General features: G+C 39.0%; 15 protein-coding genes and 1 pseudogene. 11 read left to right on the top strand and 5 right to left on the bottom strand.

The window, feature by feature from the left end:
* Nucleotides 1-54: 54 nt before the first annotated feature.
* From G5B98_RS03940 to G5B98_RS03910, 7 genes are all read left to right on the top strand, one after another.
* On the top strand, nucleotides 55-960 hold the full coding sequence (locus G5B98_RS03940; protein WP_196087243.1) for an AEC family transporter: 906 nt from the start codon (nucleotides 55-57) through the stop codon (nucleotides 958-960).
* A 62-nt stretch (nucleotides 961-1,022) separates the two neighbouring features.
* The gene (locus G5B98_RS03935; protein ID WP_103560287.1) at nucleotides 1,023-1,277 is read left to right on the top strand and encodes a pyruvate kinase; all 255 of its coding nucleotides are present in this window, start codon (nucleotides 1,023-1,025) and stop codon (nucleotides 1,275-1,277) included.
* A gap of 9 nt (nucleotides 1,278-1,286) precedes the next feature.
* A complete protein-coding gene (locus tag G5B98_RS03930; RefSeq protein WP_149724979.1) occupies nucleotides 1,287-1,949 on the top strand; it encodes a response regulator transcription factor in 663 nt (220 codons plus the stop codon).
* Nucleotides 1,942-3,111 (top strand): sensor histidine kinase, encoded by a 1,170-nt coding sequence (locus G5B98_RS03925; RefSeq protein WP_196087242.1) that lies wholly within the window; start codon nucleotides 1,942-1,944, stop codon nucleotides 3,109-3,111. Before G5B98_RS03930 ends, G5B98_RS03925 begins: the two co-directional genes overlap by 8 nt.
* A 127-nt stretch (nucleotides 3,112-3,238) precedes the next feature.
* The gene (locus G5B98_RS03920; RefSeq protein WP_196087241.1) at nucleotides 3,239-4,714 is read left to right on the top strand and encodes an aldehyde dehydrogenase family protein; all 1,476 of its coding nucleotides are present in this window, start codon (nucleotides 3,239-3,241) and stop codon (nucleotides 4,712-4,714) included.
* A gap of 178 nt (nucleotides 4,715-4,892) precedes the next feature.
* Complete coding sequence (locus G5B98_RS03915) at nucleotides 4,893-5,594, top strand: metallophosphoesterase (protein WP_196087240.1); 702 nt, start codon at nucleotides 4,893-4,895, stop codon at nucleotides 5,592-5,594.
* 3 nt (nucleotides 5,595-5,597) lie between these two features.
* Nucleotides 5,598-6,623, top strand: a complete 1,026-nt coding sequence (locus tag G5B98_RS03910; RefSeq protein WP_196087239.1) for a hypothetical protein — start codon at nucleotides 5,598-5,600, stop codon at nucleotides 6,621-6,623.
* 90 nt (nucleotides 6,624-6,713) lie between these two features.
* Here G5B98_RS03910 and G5B98_RS03905 read toward each other — a convergent pair whose 3' ends face one another.
* Together G5B98_RS03905 and G5B98_RS03900 are read right to left on the bottom strand one after the other, a co-directional pair.
* Nucleotides 6,714-7,535: a YihY family inner membrane protein gene (locus G5B98_RS03905; protein ID WP_196087238.1), complete on the bottom strand. Its 822-nt coding sequence runs from the start codon at nucleotides 7,533-7,535 to the stop codon at nucleotides 6,714-6,716.
* Between the two features lie 3 nt (nucleotides 7,536-7,538).
* Nucleotides 7,539-8,261 carry a plasminogen-binding N-terminal domain-containing protein gene (locus tag G5B98_RS03900; protein WP_021090557.1) on the bottom strand — a complete coding sequence of 241 codons (723 nt, stop codon included), beginning with the start codon at nucleotides 8,259-8,261 and terminating at the stop codon, nucleotides 7,539-7,541.
* A 113-nt stretch (nucleotides 8,262-8,374) separates the two neighbouring features.
* Between G5B98_RS03900 and G5B98_RS03895 the strand changes: the two genes are divergently transcribed.
* From G5B98_RS03895 to G5B98_RS03880, 4 genes and pseudogenes are all read left to right on the top strand, one after another.
* A complete protein-coding gene (locus G5B98_RS03895) occupies nucleotides 8,375-9,544 on the top strand; it encodes a peptidoglycan DD-metalloendopeptidase family protein (protein ID WP_196087237.1) in 1,170 nt (389 codons plus the stop codon).
* Between the two features lie 9 nt (nucleotides 9,545-9,553).
* Nucleotides 9,554-10,921: a magnesium transporter gene (gene mgtE / locus G5B98_RS03890; protein WP_196087236.1), complete on the top strand. Its 1,368-nt coding sequence runs from the start codon at nucleotides 9,554-9,556 to the stop codon at nucleotides 10,919-10,921.
* Complete coding sequence (locus G5B98_RS03885) at nucleotides 10,906-11,490, top strand: NUDIX domain-containing protein (protein WP_084041446.1); 585 nt, start codon at nucleotides 10,906-10,908, stop codon at nucleotides 11,488-11,490. Before mgtE ends, G5B98_RS03885 begins: the two co-directional genes overlap by 16 nt.
* Nucleotides 11,491-11,668: 178 nt before the next feature.
* A pseudogene (locus G5B98_RS03880) lies at nucleotides 11,669-13,774 on the top strand (RNA degradosome polyphosphate kinase); the annotation flags it as partial.
* A gap of 126 nt (nucleotides 13,775-13,900) precedes the next feature.
* Here the strand turns inward: G5B98_RS03880 and G5B98_RS03875 are convergent.
* The 3 genes from G5B98_RS03875 to hemC form a co-directional block, all read right to left on the bottom strand.
* Entirely contained in the window at nucleotides 13,901-15,709 is a 1,809-nt protein-coding gene (locus G5B98_RS03875; RefSeq protein ID WP_196087234.1) for a menaquinone biosynthesis decarboxylase, read from the bottom strand.
* Nucleotides 15,710-16,038: 329 nt separating this feature from the next.
* Nucleotides 16,039-16,404: an Imm10 family immunity protein gene (locus G5B98_RS03870; protein ID WP_084108151.1), complete on the bottom strand. Its 366-nt coding sequence runs from the start codon at nucleotides 16,402-16,404 to the stop codon at nucleotides 16,039-16,041.
* A 2-nt stretch (nucleotides 16,405-16,406) separates the two neighbouring features.
* Nucleotides 16,407-17,336, bottom strand: coding sequence for a hydroxymethylbilane synthase (gene hemC, locus G5B98_RS03865; RefSeq protein ID WP_196087233.1), 930 nt, complete (start codon nucleotides 17,334-17,336; stop codon nucleotides 16,407-16,409).
* Between the last annotated feature and the right edge of the window lie 3 nt (nucleotides 17,337-17,339).

Here is a 17,339-nt window from a genome sequence, read left to right as displayed (position 1 = left end):
TATGGGTCCTATAATCAATTTTCCGTAAAAATTTAGATTTATAAAGAGAATGCTATGAACTTTACTCCACTTTTTGCAATTTTTTTCATAATCGCAACTGGTTTTTTTGCTAAAAAAGTCGGCATTGTTGAGCAAAAGCACTCAATCCCATTTGTGGATTTTGTCCTTTGTTTTGCAATGCCTGCGCTAATCTTTGACAAAATTTACCACGTCAATGTTGATGTTTCACTCATAAACACCATTTTAATCGGCTTTGGCTCAACAGCTATCAGTGCTGTCATGGCTTTAGTGATTGGCAAGCTCTTTAAATTTACCAAAGTAACGACTGTCAGCATGGTCATGCTAAGCCTTTTTGGCAACACACTATTTGTCGGTATGCCTGTCATTCAGGGATTCTTTGGCGATGCGATGGTAAATGAGGTCATCTTTTACGATCAAATAGCTACTGGCATCCCACTTTCGATCCTTGGGCCACTTATTCTCTCTTTTGCTGCACCAGAGAAGGTTTCATTATTTCAAAATACGATGAAAATTTTAAAATTTCCGCCATTTATCGCGCTTATTATGGCTCTTATCTTAAAAGAAGTCCCTTTGCCTGAGTTTATCTTTGCTCCACTTAGGATGTTTGAAGGTAGCGTTACTCCGGTGGCGCTTTTTGCGATTGGTGTTGGTCTTAACTTTAGCAGTATCACAAGCTCCTATAAAGGCGTTAGCGTTGTGCTTTTGTGTAAGATGATCTTGCCAGCTATCGTATTTTTCATCATATTAAAATTTTCAGGTATCCAGATGAACAAAACTTGGGTCGTTGGTCTCTTTCAATGTGCAATGCCAACATCAGCCCTTGCAAGTGCGATGGTCATAAAAGCTGGGCTTGATAGCTCGCTAGCCATCTCATCAGTGGCCATAGGCGTGCTTTTTTCATTTATCACGCTTCCAGTTATATATTTTGTATTTGCGTAAATTCACACTCACTTAACACTAAAGAGATAGTATTTCATCATATTTCATTTAAAGGAGACGTTATGAAGAAATTACTACTAGTTGCACTTGGTGCTATGTTTATGCTTGGTGGTCTTGCAAATGCTACTGAAATGATGAAAAAAGATGACATGGGCAAAGACGAGATGATGAAGAAAGAGCAGATGATGAAAGATGACATGGCTAAAAAACCCATGGTAAAAAAAGATGAGATGAAAAAAGACGACATGGGCATGAAAGATGAAATGAAGAAAGACGACATGGGTATGAAAAAAGACGAAATGAAAAAAGGTATGTAAAGGTGCTTGATGGTTAGAATTTTGCTCGTTGAAGATGATGAAATTTTACTTGATCTTATCAGTGAGTATCTAAGCGAAAATGGCTACGATGTCACCACTTCAAACAACGCAAAAGATGCACTTAATCTCGCCTACGAGCAAAATTTCGACCTTTTGATCCTTGATGTCAAGCTCCCAAAAGGGGACGGCTTTTCACTTCTTTCTTCCTTAAGAGAGCTAGGTGTTAGCGCACCTAGCATCTTTACCACCTCGCTAAATACCATAGACGATCTTGAAAAAGGCTACAAAAGTGGCTGCGACGACTATCTAAAAAAGCCATTTGAGCTAAAAGAACTACTCATACGTATACAAGCACTTCTAAAGAGAAATTTCTCACATCACAGTGGAGATGCGATCAAAATTTCAAGCGAATTTAGCTTTCATCCACAGAGCAAAACACTAAGCAAAGATGGTAAAAATGTAAATATCTCTAGTAAAGAGAGCGACCTACTCGCGCTATTTTTGCAAAACAAAGGCAAAATTTTAACCAAAGATGAAATTTTTAATAAAATTTGGAAATTTGACGAGGAGCCAAGCGAGCTTAGCCTTCGTGTCTATATCAAAAATTTACGCCAAATTTTAGGCAAAGATGCCATTTTAAACAGGCGTGGGGACGGCTATGTCTATGTCTGAAAAGACGCAAATTTTATTTAAAATTTTATCCCTTTATCTTGTTAGCACTGTGCTATTTTTAGGATATTTTTTCATACACGACTATAAAAACAAAAAAGAAACGCTCATTTTAAACGAGGTGAAGTCTTTAAAAGAGATAAAAATGGGCATTTACATGAAAGCAAGAATGAATGGACTTGACTCAATTTCAAGTCTAACAAAAGAAAAAGGCGTGCATGCTTGCATTGTGCTAAAAAATGGTGAGAAAATTTATAAAGACTTTGACTGTCAAAAGATCGACAAAAGCAAAAATGTAAATTTGATCGGCGGCAAGGTCGCGATATTTGAAAAGATCCAGTACATGGACGACAACACCACAGACGAACTCTCGCACGCAGATATTTTTCTAGTTGGCAAAGATATCAAGGCTGAAATTTTATCTTTACAAATTTCAACCACGCTAAAGTCACTCTTTTTCTTTTTTGCCCTGCTCTTTGTCGCCTTTTACCTAGCAACACTAAGTCTAAGACCGCTTTATGAAAAGATAGATACACTAAACCGCTTTATAAAAGACTCAACACACGAGATAAACACACCTCTAAGCGTCATCTCGATGAGCATAGAAACAGCCGATCTTGACAACCTAAATGAGCGAAATTTAAAGCGTTTTAATAATATCAGCCTTGCCGCAAAGAGCCTAAATAACATTTATGACGCGCTCGTTCATCTAAGCTTTAACCTAGATAAGCCTAGCAAAAAAGAGCTCATAGACCTAAATTTGCTAACCACACAAAGACTTAGCTACTTCTCGCCATTTTTTGTTAAACGAGGACTTAAGATAGATGCTAGTTTAAAGCCAAGCTTCATAAACGCAGATCTTGAGGATGTGAGCAAAATTTTAGACAACCTTCTTAGCAACGCCTCAAAATATGCAGCGCCAAATTCAAAAGTACGCATCACTTTAGAGCCAAATTTCTTTAGCATAAGCAATCTTGGGCTTGGTATCAGCAAAGAGCAACAACTACAAATTTTTGATCGTTATACGAGATTTAACGACGATCAAGGCGGCTTTGGCATAGGGCTAAATTTAGTTAAAGAGTGCTGCAAGAAAAATGATATCGTCGTAAAATGCCAAAGCAAACTTGATGGCGAGACTACGTTTTTACTCTCTTGGCAGAGTTAAATTTTAAAATAATCCTACTCTAAACAATAAAATTTATTAAAAAAGAGAATTTATGTCCAAAATTTATTTTTGATAAATTTTATTAATATTATAATCCTTTTACAAAATCTTAATCAAGGAGAAAAGTATGAAACTACTAGAAAAATATGGGCTTTTCATAAATGGTGAGTGGCGCGACGCAAAAGACGGCGCTACACTTGATGTAAAAAATCCAGCAAATGGCGAGCACCTTGCAAAGATCGCTGATGCTACCGAAGAAGATGTAAATGACGCTGTACGTGCTGCACGCGAGGCTTTTAAGAAATTTAAACACACTACAATTAGCGAGCGTGCAAAGCTTTTAAACAAGATCGCTGACATCATCGATGAAAACAAAGAGCACTTGGCAAAAGTCGAGAGCATGGATAATGGCAAGCCGATCCGCGAGACGCTAAATGTCGATATCCCTTTTGCGGCAGAGCATTTTAGGTACTTTGCTGGCGTTATCATGGGCGAAGAAGGCAGCGCAAACGTGCTTGACGAGAAGCAACTCTCTATCGTTTTACGCGAGCCAATAGGTGTTGTGGGTCAGATCGTGCCTTGGAATTTTCCATTTTTGATGGCAGCTTGGAAGCTAGCTCCAGTGATCGCAGCAGGCGATGCTAGCGTATTTAAGCCTTCAAGCGAGACAAGCCTAAGCGTGCTTGAGCTATTTAGGCTGATAGATAAAATTTTGCCAAAAGGTTTAATAAACATCGTAACTGGCAGAGGTAGCAAGAGTGGCGAGTGGATCAAAAACCACCCAGGCCTTGACAAGCTAGCATTTACTGGCTCAACCGAGATCGGCCGCGATATCGCCATAGCTGCGGCTCGTCGTATCATCCCAGCCACACTTGAGCTTGGCGGCAAGAGCGCAAATATCTTCTTTAGTGATACAAATTTAGACAAAGCGCTTGACGGCCTTCAGCTTGGAATTTTGTTTAACCAAGGTCAAGTTTGCTGCGCAGGTTCAAGAATTTTCGTAGAAGAGAGCTTTTACGACAAATTTATAGAGGCTGCGGTGAAGAAATTTAGTACTATAAAAGTTGGCGATCCGTTAGATCCTAGCACTCAAATGGGCTCACAAATCAATAAAAAACAAGCTGAGCAAATCTTAAACTACGTCGAGATCGGCAAAAAAGAAGGCGCAAAAGTGGCAGTCGGTGGCAAAGCCTACACCGCAAATGGTTGCGACAAGGGCGCATTTGTCGAGCCAACACTGTTAGTTGATGTAACAAACGATATGAGAGTGGCTCAAGAAGAAATTTTTGGTCCAGTTGGCGTTGTGATCAAATTTAAAGATGAGGCCGAGCTTATCAAAATGGTAAATGATAGTGAATATGGCCTTGGTGGCGGAATTTTCACACAAGATATCACAAAAGCACTTCGCGTTGCAAGGTCTATGGAGACTGGCAGAGTCTGGATCAACACCTACAACCAAATCCCAGCAGGCAGCCCATTTGGCGGATACAAAAACTCAGGTATCGGCCGCGAAACTCACAAGATCATCCTTGAGCACTACACTCAAATGAAAAACATCATGATCGACCTAACCGGTAAGGTCAGCGGCTTTTACGCACAATGATTTTAGGGAGCTTAGGCTCCCTTCTACTTTAAATTCCTTAAATTTTAAATATCTTTTACTAGGTTTTAACTTTATATATCGCTAGCATTACGCCAATATAGTACAGCTATACAAAAGTGTTTTCTTAACACTACATTTTTAAGTTTAATAGACTAAAATTTGGCACAAAGGAGAAAAATTGAGCAAGCAAATTTATATCATAGGCGATGTGCACGGCTGTTTTAATACACTTTTAGAACTTATCAAGCAGTTTCCAGACAAAGAAAAATCACAAATTTGCTTTGTCGGAGATGTGATAGATCGGGGGCTTTTTAGTTGCGATGTAGTCGAGCTTATCATACAAAATAACTATAAAATGGTAATGGGAAACCACGAAAGAAGGTTGCTAAGCAATAAATATGAATTTTTAAACAACCAAGCACCATTTGACACGAGTTGGTTTTTCAACAATGGTGGCGTGGCGACATATGGATCATACCTGGCTCAAAGCCTAAATTTTAAACAAAGACACATAGAATTTTTAGAGAGTAGCCCAGTATATTTAGAGTTTAAAGACCACAAAAACCAAAATGGCGAGCATTTGGTCGTTTCGCACTCGGCTGTTGGCAAATTTTGGACTTTAAGAGATGATGATAGCTCAAGAGATGAGTTTAGAAGGCATGTACTATCAGGCAGAGGCGATATGATGCAAGTTGAAGGCATATTTAATGTCTATGGCCACACGCCAGTGCGTGAGGCTAAACTCTATACAAATAGCGCCAATATCGATACAGGATGTGTTTTTAACGAAGAAAGATATGATAAGCTAAGTGCCTTAGAATTTCCATCGATGAAAATTTATACGCAAAAAAATGTTGAAAAATTTAATAAACAAGGATAAAAAATGTGGTTTTCTAAAAAGAGCTCTAGCTTTGCAAGCAGAGTTGATAAATTTTGGAGCGAGTTTGGCAAAAATTTAGACGCCATCAAACAAAATTTAGAAGATAAAAATTTTGAAGCTGCAAGCAAAATGACCGAAGAGGCGCTAAATTTATGTTTAGTCGATCCAACTTTTATGATAGGCCTTATTGATGGAAAGATCGATCTAGTACTCACTCCAGAAGGACTTAAACATAGGCTTTTGTGGCTTAAATTTATCAAATCGCGCATGCCAAAAGAGTATGAAGCAAAGCTTACTTGCACACTTGGCAAGCCACGTGCACCACGAAACGTCGCTACTATACAAATGTATGGCGTAAGCGTTGATGCAAATGAAGTCATGGTCTATGCAAATTTTAACGACAAAAGCGTGGATATGTGCCTATATAACGAGACTCTAAGTAAGCTTAAAAGCGAAGATGAAAATAAGGCATATACATTATCGCTCATACTTTGTGATAACGTAGTTGGCGAGATGATCATGATAAATATGCTTGGAGAGTTTGAGATAATAGACGAGCCAAGAGAAAAAGGCGTACCACTGATCGACTTTGCCGATCTTATAGATGAGAAATTTGGTAAAGAAGCCTCAAACGAGCCGCTTAAGAATTTTATGGTCTATGAGCTAGAGCCTCGTTCAAATGAGTTACGTGACGACATCTTTACAGGATTTACATCTCTTAGCGAGCTACTAAACGAATACTACGACGGCGCAAGCGATACTTATAACGAAGCTTTTGAGCTTGGCATAAATTTTTGCTTTTTAGCCATATCTCACGGTGGCGACATACAGTTTGGCGTTGATAGCAAAAACAAAATTTCAGATACGCTAAAAGAGAGTGAAATTTGTGAGATCATAGGTGAAGCAAATGGCGAGATGCGATCTTACATAGATCTTATCTGCTTTGATAAAGACGAGCTAGAGAAAAAGACTAAAGAATTTAGCAAAGAACTTGGCGTAAAGATAGAAATTTGCGAGTTTAAACGCTGATACTACATAATATTTTACATAAAATAATACAAATCACACTAGCTGGTAAATTTATAAAAATATATTGCCAGCTGGTACTAACTATTAAATTTATCTTTTAAATTTGGAGCTATTTGAAAGATAAGCACAAAGCTTTAGCCCATATAAAAAGATGATCCACGATATATAGATCCAGACAAAAAAGAAAAGCACTGCTGAAAACGAGCCATAAACGCTTAGATAGGTTTTATTATAAAGGACATAATAGACAAAGGCTGACTTGCCAAGATACCAGACGAGCGAGGCGGCAAATGAGCTAAAAAACGCACTTTTAAACTTTATCTCGTCATTTACTGAGATGAGATATGTGATGCAAAATATCGCCCAAATGATGAGATATGGGAATATGCTTAAAAAATTTATCGAGTTTGTGATCACGTTTGAGTTTAGCATCTCTTGAATGAGGCTTGAAAGATAAAAGCTACCAGCAAGACCAAGTGGAGCAAGCGTGATAAGCGTCCAATACGAGCTAAGTGCTGACCAAAATCCTCTAGCTCTACTTGCACGTGTCACTTTTAAAACTACATACTCGTAGTCACTAAAAAACATAGCCGATGTAAATATCATCGCTACAAAGCCAACTATGCCTAAATTTCCGCTATTTTGTAAGAAATTTTGCAAATAGTTCGAGATGATCTCTTGGTTGCTTGGCAAAAGAGCCGAAAATATAAAGTCCTGAATCTTGGCGTAATAATCCTCAAAACTAGGCAGTTTTGTAAAGATAGAAAACGATATAAGAAGTATCGGAATGATCGATAAAATCGTATGAAAACTAAGGCTTGAGGCATAGTGAAAGAGTTCTTTGTCCTTAAGCGTTGGGAGCAAATTTAAAAACTCTTTTAAGCTTTGCTTACTTAAGGACAAACGGCTCATTTATCAGTTATCTTCTTCAAAAAGTTTTTCGTAGTGAGCGTCGTAGTTGTTGATGTGCTCGCTATTTAGCTTCCAAAAGACGGTGTCTATGTCGCTAACTCTTGTATAAAATGGCAGCTGATAGTACTCAACCTCACCACTTTTAAATTCTTTTAGCACTTTAAAGCTTTGGCAATCAGCAAAAACGCTTCTGCCATCCATCGCTACGAAAATTAAACCAGCTGCACTTTGAGCGCACATTTTTCTAAAGTCATCTCTGCTTGGATTTGGCTTGTATTCGTAGCTTAGATACGCTCCTATAATATCTGGGTGAATAAATATCATATTTGGAAACGCAGATGTGATCTCTTCGTAAATTTCTTTATTTGGTACGATGATTAATGAGCGGTTATAAAGATAGTTTAGCACGACCATATCGCCATTTGCAGGTGCAATGCCTGGAAGTGGGAGCGCCTTTTGCTCAAGCAGATCAAACACCTCAAATCTAATCTTAGCAAAGCCAGAATTTTTTGAGATAACACTAACTCTTGCGATGATAGAGCTATCAGTGTCAAATTTATGAAGCACAACGCCACTTGAGCCGATTAAAATTTCTGGACTATCAACTATCGTCGCTGTGCCATCACTATCGACGCTAATTATAGGAGTTCTATACTCATTTAAAGAAAAATCAGCCCCAAAAGCAAAGCCAAAAACTAGCGATAAAATCACAAATATACGTTTCAAAAATATCTCCTAGGTTTAAATTTTTAGAGCGATTATAGCCTAAAATGCTTTATCTTTTGCAAAATTAAAGCAAGTTTTAGTTAAAATCCCACCAGCTTTTTAAAAGGACATTAATGCCTCGTATTTTTATAATTTTTGCAATATTATCTATAAATTTATACGCTATAAAGCCAAGTGTCGACGAGCTTAGCTGGCCAAATGGAAGTAACTTCTTAAATTTCTTAGAGACAAACAAAATCCCACTTTCACTTTACTATAACTTAGCAACCGAAGATCAAGAGCTAACAGAAGAGATCATCGCTGGCACAAAGTATCAAATTTATAAAGACGACAACGGCAACACCAAACAAGTGCTAATCCCTGTTAGCGACGAGCTTCAAATGCATATTTTTAGAGATGACAATGATAAATTTAAGCTCGAATTTCTTCCTATCTCTTATCAAAGTGAGGATAAATTTTTAGCTTTAAAGGTGGACAAATCAGTCTCTGAGGACATTTTTGACTACACCGGCTCTGGTACATTAGCCCTTGGCTTTAAAGAAATTTTTAAAGGAAGTGGCATTGATTTTAAAAAGATAAACAAAGGCGATACCATTGCTATCGTTTATAATCAAAAAATACGTATGGGTCGCTCTTTTGGCACTCCTGAAATTTATGCCGCGATGATAGAGACCAAAAATAAACGATACGTCATGTATAAATTTGAAGATAAATTTTATGATAAAAACGGCAAGAAAAATGATAAATTTTTATTAGTCCGCCCTCTTTCAAACGCCAGAATCACATCAGCTTTTACATTAAAAAGATGGCATCCGATCCTCCAAAGATACAGGGCTCATCTTGGCGTTGACTACGGTGCTCCAAAAGGCACACCTATCAAGGCAGCAGGCGATGGTACGGTTAAATTTGTCGGACAAAAAAGTGGATATGGTAGAACTGTCATCATCTCTCACGCTGGTGGCTATGAGACACTTTACGCTCACCTAAATGGCTTTGCTAAAGGCATGAAAGGTGGTTTAAAAGTCAAGCAAGGTACACTTATAGCCTACATTGGCACAAGTGGTATGAGTACAGGACCGCACCTTCACTTTGGTCTTTACAGAGATAATAAACCTATCAATCCAGAAAGTGCAATAAAGGTTGTTAAAAGCCTAGAAGACAAGAAAGAATCAGCTAAATTTAAAGCAGTTGTCAGCAAAAATGACGAGCTAATAAAAAATGCTTTAAGCAATGAAAAAGAGTATCATAAAGTGGAATTTTTTCCTAATGTAATAGAATTTTAAGGGTAAAACTTGAGCCAAGAACTAGAAGAAGCAAAAGAGCTGATAGATCAGCATTTAGATGAAAATTTAGAAGATAACGAACTCTCACCTTATGAGCTAGCCCAACACCTAAAAACGCTAAAGAAACACGATGAGGAGCTTTTTGCTCAGTATCTTGAAAAGCTAGACCCTGAAATTTTAGGTGATGTTGCTATCGAGCTACCTGATCACATGCTAAAAGACGTGATCGACACACTACCAGCTGAAAAGATAGTAGAGGCACTTGAAGAGTTAGAGAGTGATGATGCGACTGACTTGCTTCAATACATCGAGGACATTGACGAGGATAAAGCTAGAGAACTCTTTAATGAGCTTGATAGAGAAAACCAAAATGAAATTTTAAGACTTAGAAGTTACGAAGAAGATAGAGCCGGTGCTCACATGCAAACAGAGCTTTTCTCGGCTCACCTTGAAGAAAAGCTTGGCAGTGCAGTAGCAAGGCTTAGACGTGAAAAGCAAGAAGGCAAGCTAGAAAATATCTCACAGCTTTTCATTATAGATAAAGACGGTGTTTTGCAATATGCTATCCCACTTGAGGATCTTATACTATTTGACTTCACAAAAACACTGAAGCAAAACATAGAAACTACGCAGATCGATCGCTACAAACCACACGTGGCAAATGATATGGACCTTATGCAAAATGTTGCCGATATGTTTCAAGAGTACGATTTAAATGTTATCGCAGTTACAAGTAGCACTGGAATTTTGCTTGGTCGTATCACATCTGATGATATTCACGACTACATCCAAGAGAGTGCAACTGAGCAAATTTATAACCTAGCCGGCGTTGATGACGAGTCAGAAGAGGACGATACTCTATTTAAAGCGGGTCGTGGTCGTGCGGTTTGGCTTGGCGTAAATTTACTAACAGCTCTTTTTAGCTCATCTATAATCGGACTTTTTGACGAGACAATCGCAGCCTACGTCGCTCTTGCTGTTTTAATGCCAATAGTTGCATCAATGGGTGGAAATACCGGCACACAAGCGCTTGCCGTTACGGTTCGCCGTTTGGCACTTGGCGAGATAGAGTTTAAAGATGCCAAAAATGTCTTAAAACGCGAGGTTAGTATTTCACTCATAAATGGACTAATCTTTGGTGTGGTAATGGGCATAATCGCCTCTGTTTGGTTTGACAAAGGTATGCTTGGCGTTGTTATCGGGCTTAGCATGGTTACGAATTTATTCTTTGCTGGCTTTTTTGGCACGATCATACCTTTAACGCTAAGGCGCTTTAACATAGATCCTGCAGTCGGCTCAGCCGTCATTCTTACTACTTTTACTGATGCGATAGGATTTTTTAGCTTTTTAGGACTTGCAAAATGGATACTACTATAACTAATTTAGAAATTCTGCCTCTTGGTGAGTCAAAATATCTAAAGCCATTTAAGATGAAATTTATGCAAAATGGTGTCCAAAGAGATTGGGACTGCGTAAAAGTGATGAATAGTGTTAGTATTTTTTTATATCACGAGCAAAAAGATGCCTTTTTATTTGTAAAGCAGTTTCGACCGGCTGTTTGGTACTCGCAAGAAAAAGAAGGCATCAAAACAGATGAGCAAGGCTTTACTTACGAGCTTTGCGCAGGACTTATGGATAAAGGACTTAGCGAAGAGCAAACAGCTAGAGAAGAAGCGATCGAAGAAGTGGGCTATGAGCTAAAAGAGATAGAGCGTATCACGATGACATACGGTGCTTTTGGCTTTGGAGGCAATATGCAAACGATGTTTTACGCAAAGATCGATGAGAGCATGAAGGTAAATTCTGGCGGCGGCGTCGATGGCGAAGATATCGAGCTTGTTTTCATAAAACGAGAAGATATGATGAAATTTGCCTTTGACGAGAGCAAAGTCAAGGGCTTTGGGCTCATATTTGCTTATTTGTGGTGGGAGAAATTTAAAAGCTAAAACGATATCTTTTTAATAAGCGCAAAAACAACGACTGCCACTAAAAAGATACCAACTAATATCACATAATCAGACATAACAAGCCTTTAAATTTAAGTTTTGGCTTATTGTAACCAAAATTTTAAATAAAGTAAGAACTTTATAACCGCACATATCATAAAATAACTCAAAAACGCACAAGGAGAAGATGATGAGCGAAAATGAAACTCTTTTTATAAACCGAGAATTAAGCTGGCTACGCTTTAATTCAAGGGTGCTCGCTCAGTGTGAAAAGGAAATTCCTTTACTTGAAAAGCTAAAATTTATAGCCATTTATATGACAAATCTAGACGAGTTTTATATGATCAGAGTTGCTGGCTTAAAGCAGCTTTTCGCAGCTGGAGCTACTACGAGCAGTGGCGATGGCATGAGCCCACTTGATCAGCTAAGAGAGATTAGAAAATATCTACAAAATGAGCAAAATTTAGTAGAAGATCACTATAAAAAAACAGTAAATGCTCTTAGCAAAGAGGGGCTTTTTATAAAAAATTATGACGAGCTTGATGATAGTTTGAAGCAAAAATGCGACGAATACTTTTTCTCAAATATCTTGCCAGTCATCGTGCCTATCGCTGTCGATGCGACTCATCCATTTCCGCACCTAAACAACCTTAGCTTCTCTCTTGCCGTTAAGCTTGCTGATATCGAACATCCAGAAATTTTAAAATACGGCATGATAAGAATTTCAAGAGTCTTGCCACGCTTTACACAGCCAAGTAGCAATGTTTTTGTGCCGATTGAAACGATCGTGCATCGCCATGCAGAAGAAATTTTTCCAGGGTATAAGCTGCTTAGTTCGGCTGCTTTTAGAGTGACGAGAAACGCTGATATCGTCATCGAAGAAGAAGAAGCGGATGATTTTATGATGATACTTGAGCAAGGACTAAAGCTTCGAAGAAAAGGGGCTTTTGTTCGTATGCAAATCGATAAAAACGTAGATACTGACATCTTGGACTTCTTAAATTTTCATATGAAAATTTTTCATAAAGATGTCTATTTTTCAAGCATTCCGCTCACTCTTAGCTCACTTTGGGAGATAGCTGGAAGCAAAAATTTTACCCACCTGGCAAATGCACCTTATGTTCCAAAAACGCTACCACCATTTGGCAATGGTATATCTGTATTTGACGCCATAGATAAAGAAGATGTGCTGCTAGTGCATCCATTTGAGAGCTTTGATCCAGTTGTAAGCTTTATCAAAGAAGCTAGCAAAGATCCAAAAGTCATATCTATTCGAATGACACTTTATAGAGTCGATAAAAGCTCGCCAATAATTCAAAGTCTAATAGACGCCGCAAGTGATGGCAAGCAAGTAACTGCGATGGTTGAGCTAAAAGCAAGGTTTGATGAAGAAAATAACCTACACTGGGCAAAGGCGCTTGAAGACGCTGGGGCGCACGTGATATATGGCATCACAGGTTTTAAGGTGCATGCAAAAGTTAGCCAGGTCATCCGCCAAATCGGCGATAAGCTTAAATTTTATATGCACTTTGGCACAGGCAACTACAACGGCAGTTCGGCTAAAATTTATACTGACGTTAGTCTATTTACGAGCAAAGAAGAATTTAGCCAAGATACGACTTCGTTTTTTCACATCCTCTCAGGATATAATAAAAATCGCCGTCTAAACGCTCTTAGCATGTCGCCTTTTCAGATAAAAGAGCGTATCATCGAAAAGATAAGAGTAGAGGCAAGCAAAGGCAGCGAGGGTAGGATCATCGCCAAAATGAATGCACTAATCGATGAAGATGTGATAAATGAGCTTAGCCGCGCATCAAACGCAGGTGTGAAGATCGATCTTATAGTTCGTGGTGTGTGCGGACTAAGGCCTGGCATAAAAGGCAAAAGCGAAAATATAAAAGTTCGCTCAATAATCGGCAAATACTTAGAGCACGCTAGAATTTTATATTTCAAGCACGCCAATCCAAAAATTTACATCTCAAGTGCTGACTGGATGCCAAGAAATCTAGAGCGTCGCTTGGAGCTTATGACACCTATTTTTGAGCCAAGACTTCAAGAGAGACTACTTGAAATTTTAGAGCTTCAGCTAAGCGATAATGACCTAGCTTTTGAGCTACAAAATAGCGGCGAATACGTAAAAGTAGCAAGAAGTGAAAATGAAAAAGTAATATCTTGCCACGAAGTTTTGGAAAATTATATATCTAAAATTTACAAATCCGTAAAAAAAGATACAGATAAAGCAAAAGCCGATATGCTCGCAAGCAAGCTCTTAAAAGAGAGCTAAAAATAAATTAAGCTTTTAGACCTAGTCTAAAAGCTATTCACTAGCATTTGATTAAGCAAGTCTTATTAAAAATTTCAAATCCGCAGCAAAAAGCAAAATTTATAAATTTACTTGAGCCCCTCAAAGCTAGCCAAATATTTCAAATTTTTTAAATAACTCTGGCTCGTCTTTTACTATGCCGCGTTTAATTAGATCAACAACTACTTCGCGGTCACAATCCGTTTGTAGCGGCCAGCCTCTAGTATATCCTTCGCGCTCATCTTTGCTAGTGGCATCTACGCAGAAATTTTCACCATCTATGAAAATATCACGTAAAGCATCGATATTATTTGTCACACGCCAAAGTAGCATATATGGGTTTTCAAGGTGATTTTGCATATCCACAACGATAAGGAGTTTGAAAAATTCTCTAAATGTCAAAAGCTTGTCAAAAAGCTCTTTTACCACACAATCTTTTTCAAATTTCACCACACAAATAGGCGTTTTAGTATCCGTTTTAAACTGCTTAAGCTCTTTTACATTTGGCGATATACTTTGAAACTTAGCCAAAAGCTCGCTGTCGCTTAAAACCATAGGGTTAAATTTACAAAAGTCCTGCGTTGCATCTACGCCGAGTTTGCCACCAAAACACGAATTTGGACTAGCATGATCAAGCTGATCGCACACGCCTTGGCTTATTAGCACACTCTGGCTACCAAAACGATTTAAAACAAAGCTAGTAAATTCATCATAATCTTTAAGCTCAGGCGCATCGGCTCCAACAAAAATAGCATGTTTTACAAAGCTCATCTGCCCAACACCCCAAAATGCGTGCATGGCCTGCTTGGCGTGCGCGGGATAGAGCGTATTTATCTTGGCTAAGATTAGGTTGTGAAAGACGCCATTTTCAGGCATATTGTAGTCCAGTAATTCAGGCACGGTCGTTCGCAAAAGTGGCAAAAAAACCCGCTCAGTCGCCCAGCCCATATACTTATCCTCAAGTGGTGGCTTCCCAACCACAGTCGCATGAAATATAGGCTCACACTTGCTAGTTATCGCCGTTACATCCATTACCGGAAAAGGCTCGATAGGAGTATAAAAGCCAGTATGATCACCAAACGGCCCCTCAAGCTCACACTTAGCCGTATCCACAAAGCCCTCTATTACGTAGTCTGCATCGTGCGGGACGTAAATTTCATTCGTTAAGGATTTTACAAGTTTGGCTGGCTCTTTACGGATAAAACCATAAAGCAAAAGTTCAAAAATTCCCTTTGGAAGTGGTGCTTGCCCACACCAGATGTAGAGTGGATCGCCACCAATAGCTACAGAGACTGGCATTTTTTTGCCTGCACGCTTGTACTCGTGAAAGAAATTTGCGCCGTCTTTGTGGATCTGCCAGTGCATGCCAAGGTGATTTTTATCATAAATTTGCAGTCTATACATGCCTAAATTTTGCAAATTTCCATCCAAGCTTTGCGTATAAACCTGTCCCATTGTAATAAAAGCACCGCCATCATACGGCCATGTCTTTAGTGCTGGAAGCGATAGCAAATCAGCATCCTCACCTATAAGTTTCACCTGCTGGCACTCACCCTCACCTTTTAATCTCTTAGTAAAAATTTTTCTCATGCTAAAAAGATAGGCTAAAAAATCAAGCTTTTCTTTGAAATTCTCTGGCTTTTTAGGCTTTAAAAGCTTTTCTATCTCTTCTGCGATCTCATCAGGCTTTAGCCCAAAGATAAGCTCAAGCGCACGTTTTGAGCCATAGATATTTGTAAGCACTGGGGCAAATTTACGCCCAGTTTTTTTGCAAACTGGGTTTTTAAAAAGTAGCGCTTGCGAACCCTCGCGCTTGACCTCGATATAGCTTGTGTGCGCGATCTCAAGATCAATATCTGTTGGCTCGTCGATGACGCGAAGTAGATTATTTTCTTTTAAAAGCTTGATGTAGTCCATATTTCGCCTTTTTGATTTTTGGGCGATTTTAGCCAAAAATAGCTGAAAAAGGCGAAGCAAAGCGGATGGCTATTATTTACCGCACGCACCGATAGCTATCAGAGTATCAATCGCTGTTTTGGACGCAGTCTTTACGATGTTGCTCGCCGTTTAAATAGACGCAAGCACTAAGTTATACTCCATTGTCATAACGTCCGCAAACTTGCGCTCAACACACAGCCGCACATGGCCGGCATACTTACGTCTTTTCAAAGTAATTCATTGCAAATTTTTTGTTAGGTTAAACACTGATGCCATCGCAGTTTTGAAAACGGCAGTAATTTTTTTAATTACTTCGATATGCTACATTTTAGTAGTTCGCCAAATATCTCTTTGCAGTATTTCATAAAGCGCTCATTAAGCTTTACACCCTCGACATCTACGCAAATAAGACTATCTTGCACCTCAAAAATGATACTCTTATCAGTGATCTTCACCCGATTGCAAGCGTTGTAGCAAATGTCGCCATTGCACTCGGCGTATAGGCCGTTTATCTCGGCGTTTTCGTCGTCGCCCTTTTTTAGTTTGATCGGTCTTTGAAAGATTATGTAGTTTTTGTAGTCATATTTGTCGTCTGCAAGACCGATCATATAGTAGTTGTCTTTGCTATTTTTTGTAGCACTTATGGCTTTTGCTTTAAAATTTAGCAAAAACACGCTTACGCCATCTCTTCAGCGCGCTTTAAAAGCTCTCTCGCCCCTTTTTCTATAAATTTATGCGCTAGCTCTTTGCCGATGCTTTGAAATTTATCTTTGCTAGTCTTTAAGCTATCTTTTATATACTCGCTTCCATCAGGCAGGCCAACGATCGCATCGATAGAAATTTCATCACCTTTTAGCCTTGCACTTATGCCTATTGGCACCTGACAGCCACCCTCTAAAACGCTTACAAAATCACGCTCGATAGTCGTTTCTATAACTGCATTTTCGTCGTTTAGAAAAGAGATCTCATCTAAAATTTGCTTCTCATCTCTAGCCTCGACACCAAGAGCACCCTGACCCATCGCAGGTATCATCTCGTCAAAGCCAAATGTGTAGATGTGCGCCACTTCAGCCTTTAAATTTAGGCGGTTTATGCCAGCCATCGCCAAAATGATCGCGTCAAATTCGCCCTCTTTTAGCTTTCTAAGTCTAGTTTGCACGTTTCCTCGAAGCGAGATGATCTCAAGATCAGGCCTCATGATAAGCAGCTGCATCCTGCGGCGCAGGCTCGTTGTACCAACCTTTGCACCGTGCGGTAGGTCGCTAAATTTAGCAAATTTCTCACTTATCATCGCATCTTTAGTATCCTCACGTGAGCAAATCGCTGCAAGTCTAAGCCCTTCTGGAAAGACTACTGGCACGTCTTTTAGGCTATGCACTGCGATGTCAGTCTCGCCTTTTAGCATGCTATCTTCAAGCTCTTTTGTAAAAAGCCCCTTACCGCCGATCTTCGCAAGTGGCGTATCAAGGATCACATCGCCCTTTGTCTTCATGCCAATAAGCTCAACTTTTATATCGTTATGTTTTGATTCTATTCTAGCTTTGATATGCTCGCTTTGCCAAAGAGCTAAGATACTCTTTCTAGTTGCTATTTTTATCTCTTTCATCAT

It is taken from the genome of Campylobacter concisus (assembly GCF_015679985.1).
GTDB classification, from domain to species: domain Bacteria; phylum Campylobacterota; class Campylobacteria; order Campylobacterales; family Campylobacteraceae; genus Campylobacter_A; species Campylobacter_A concisus_AC.
The sequence above is the reverse complement of the archived record's forward strand: the minus strand, read 5'-3'. Positions and strand labels throughout refer to the sequence as shown.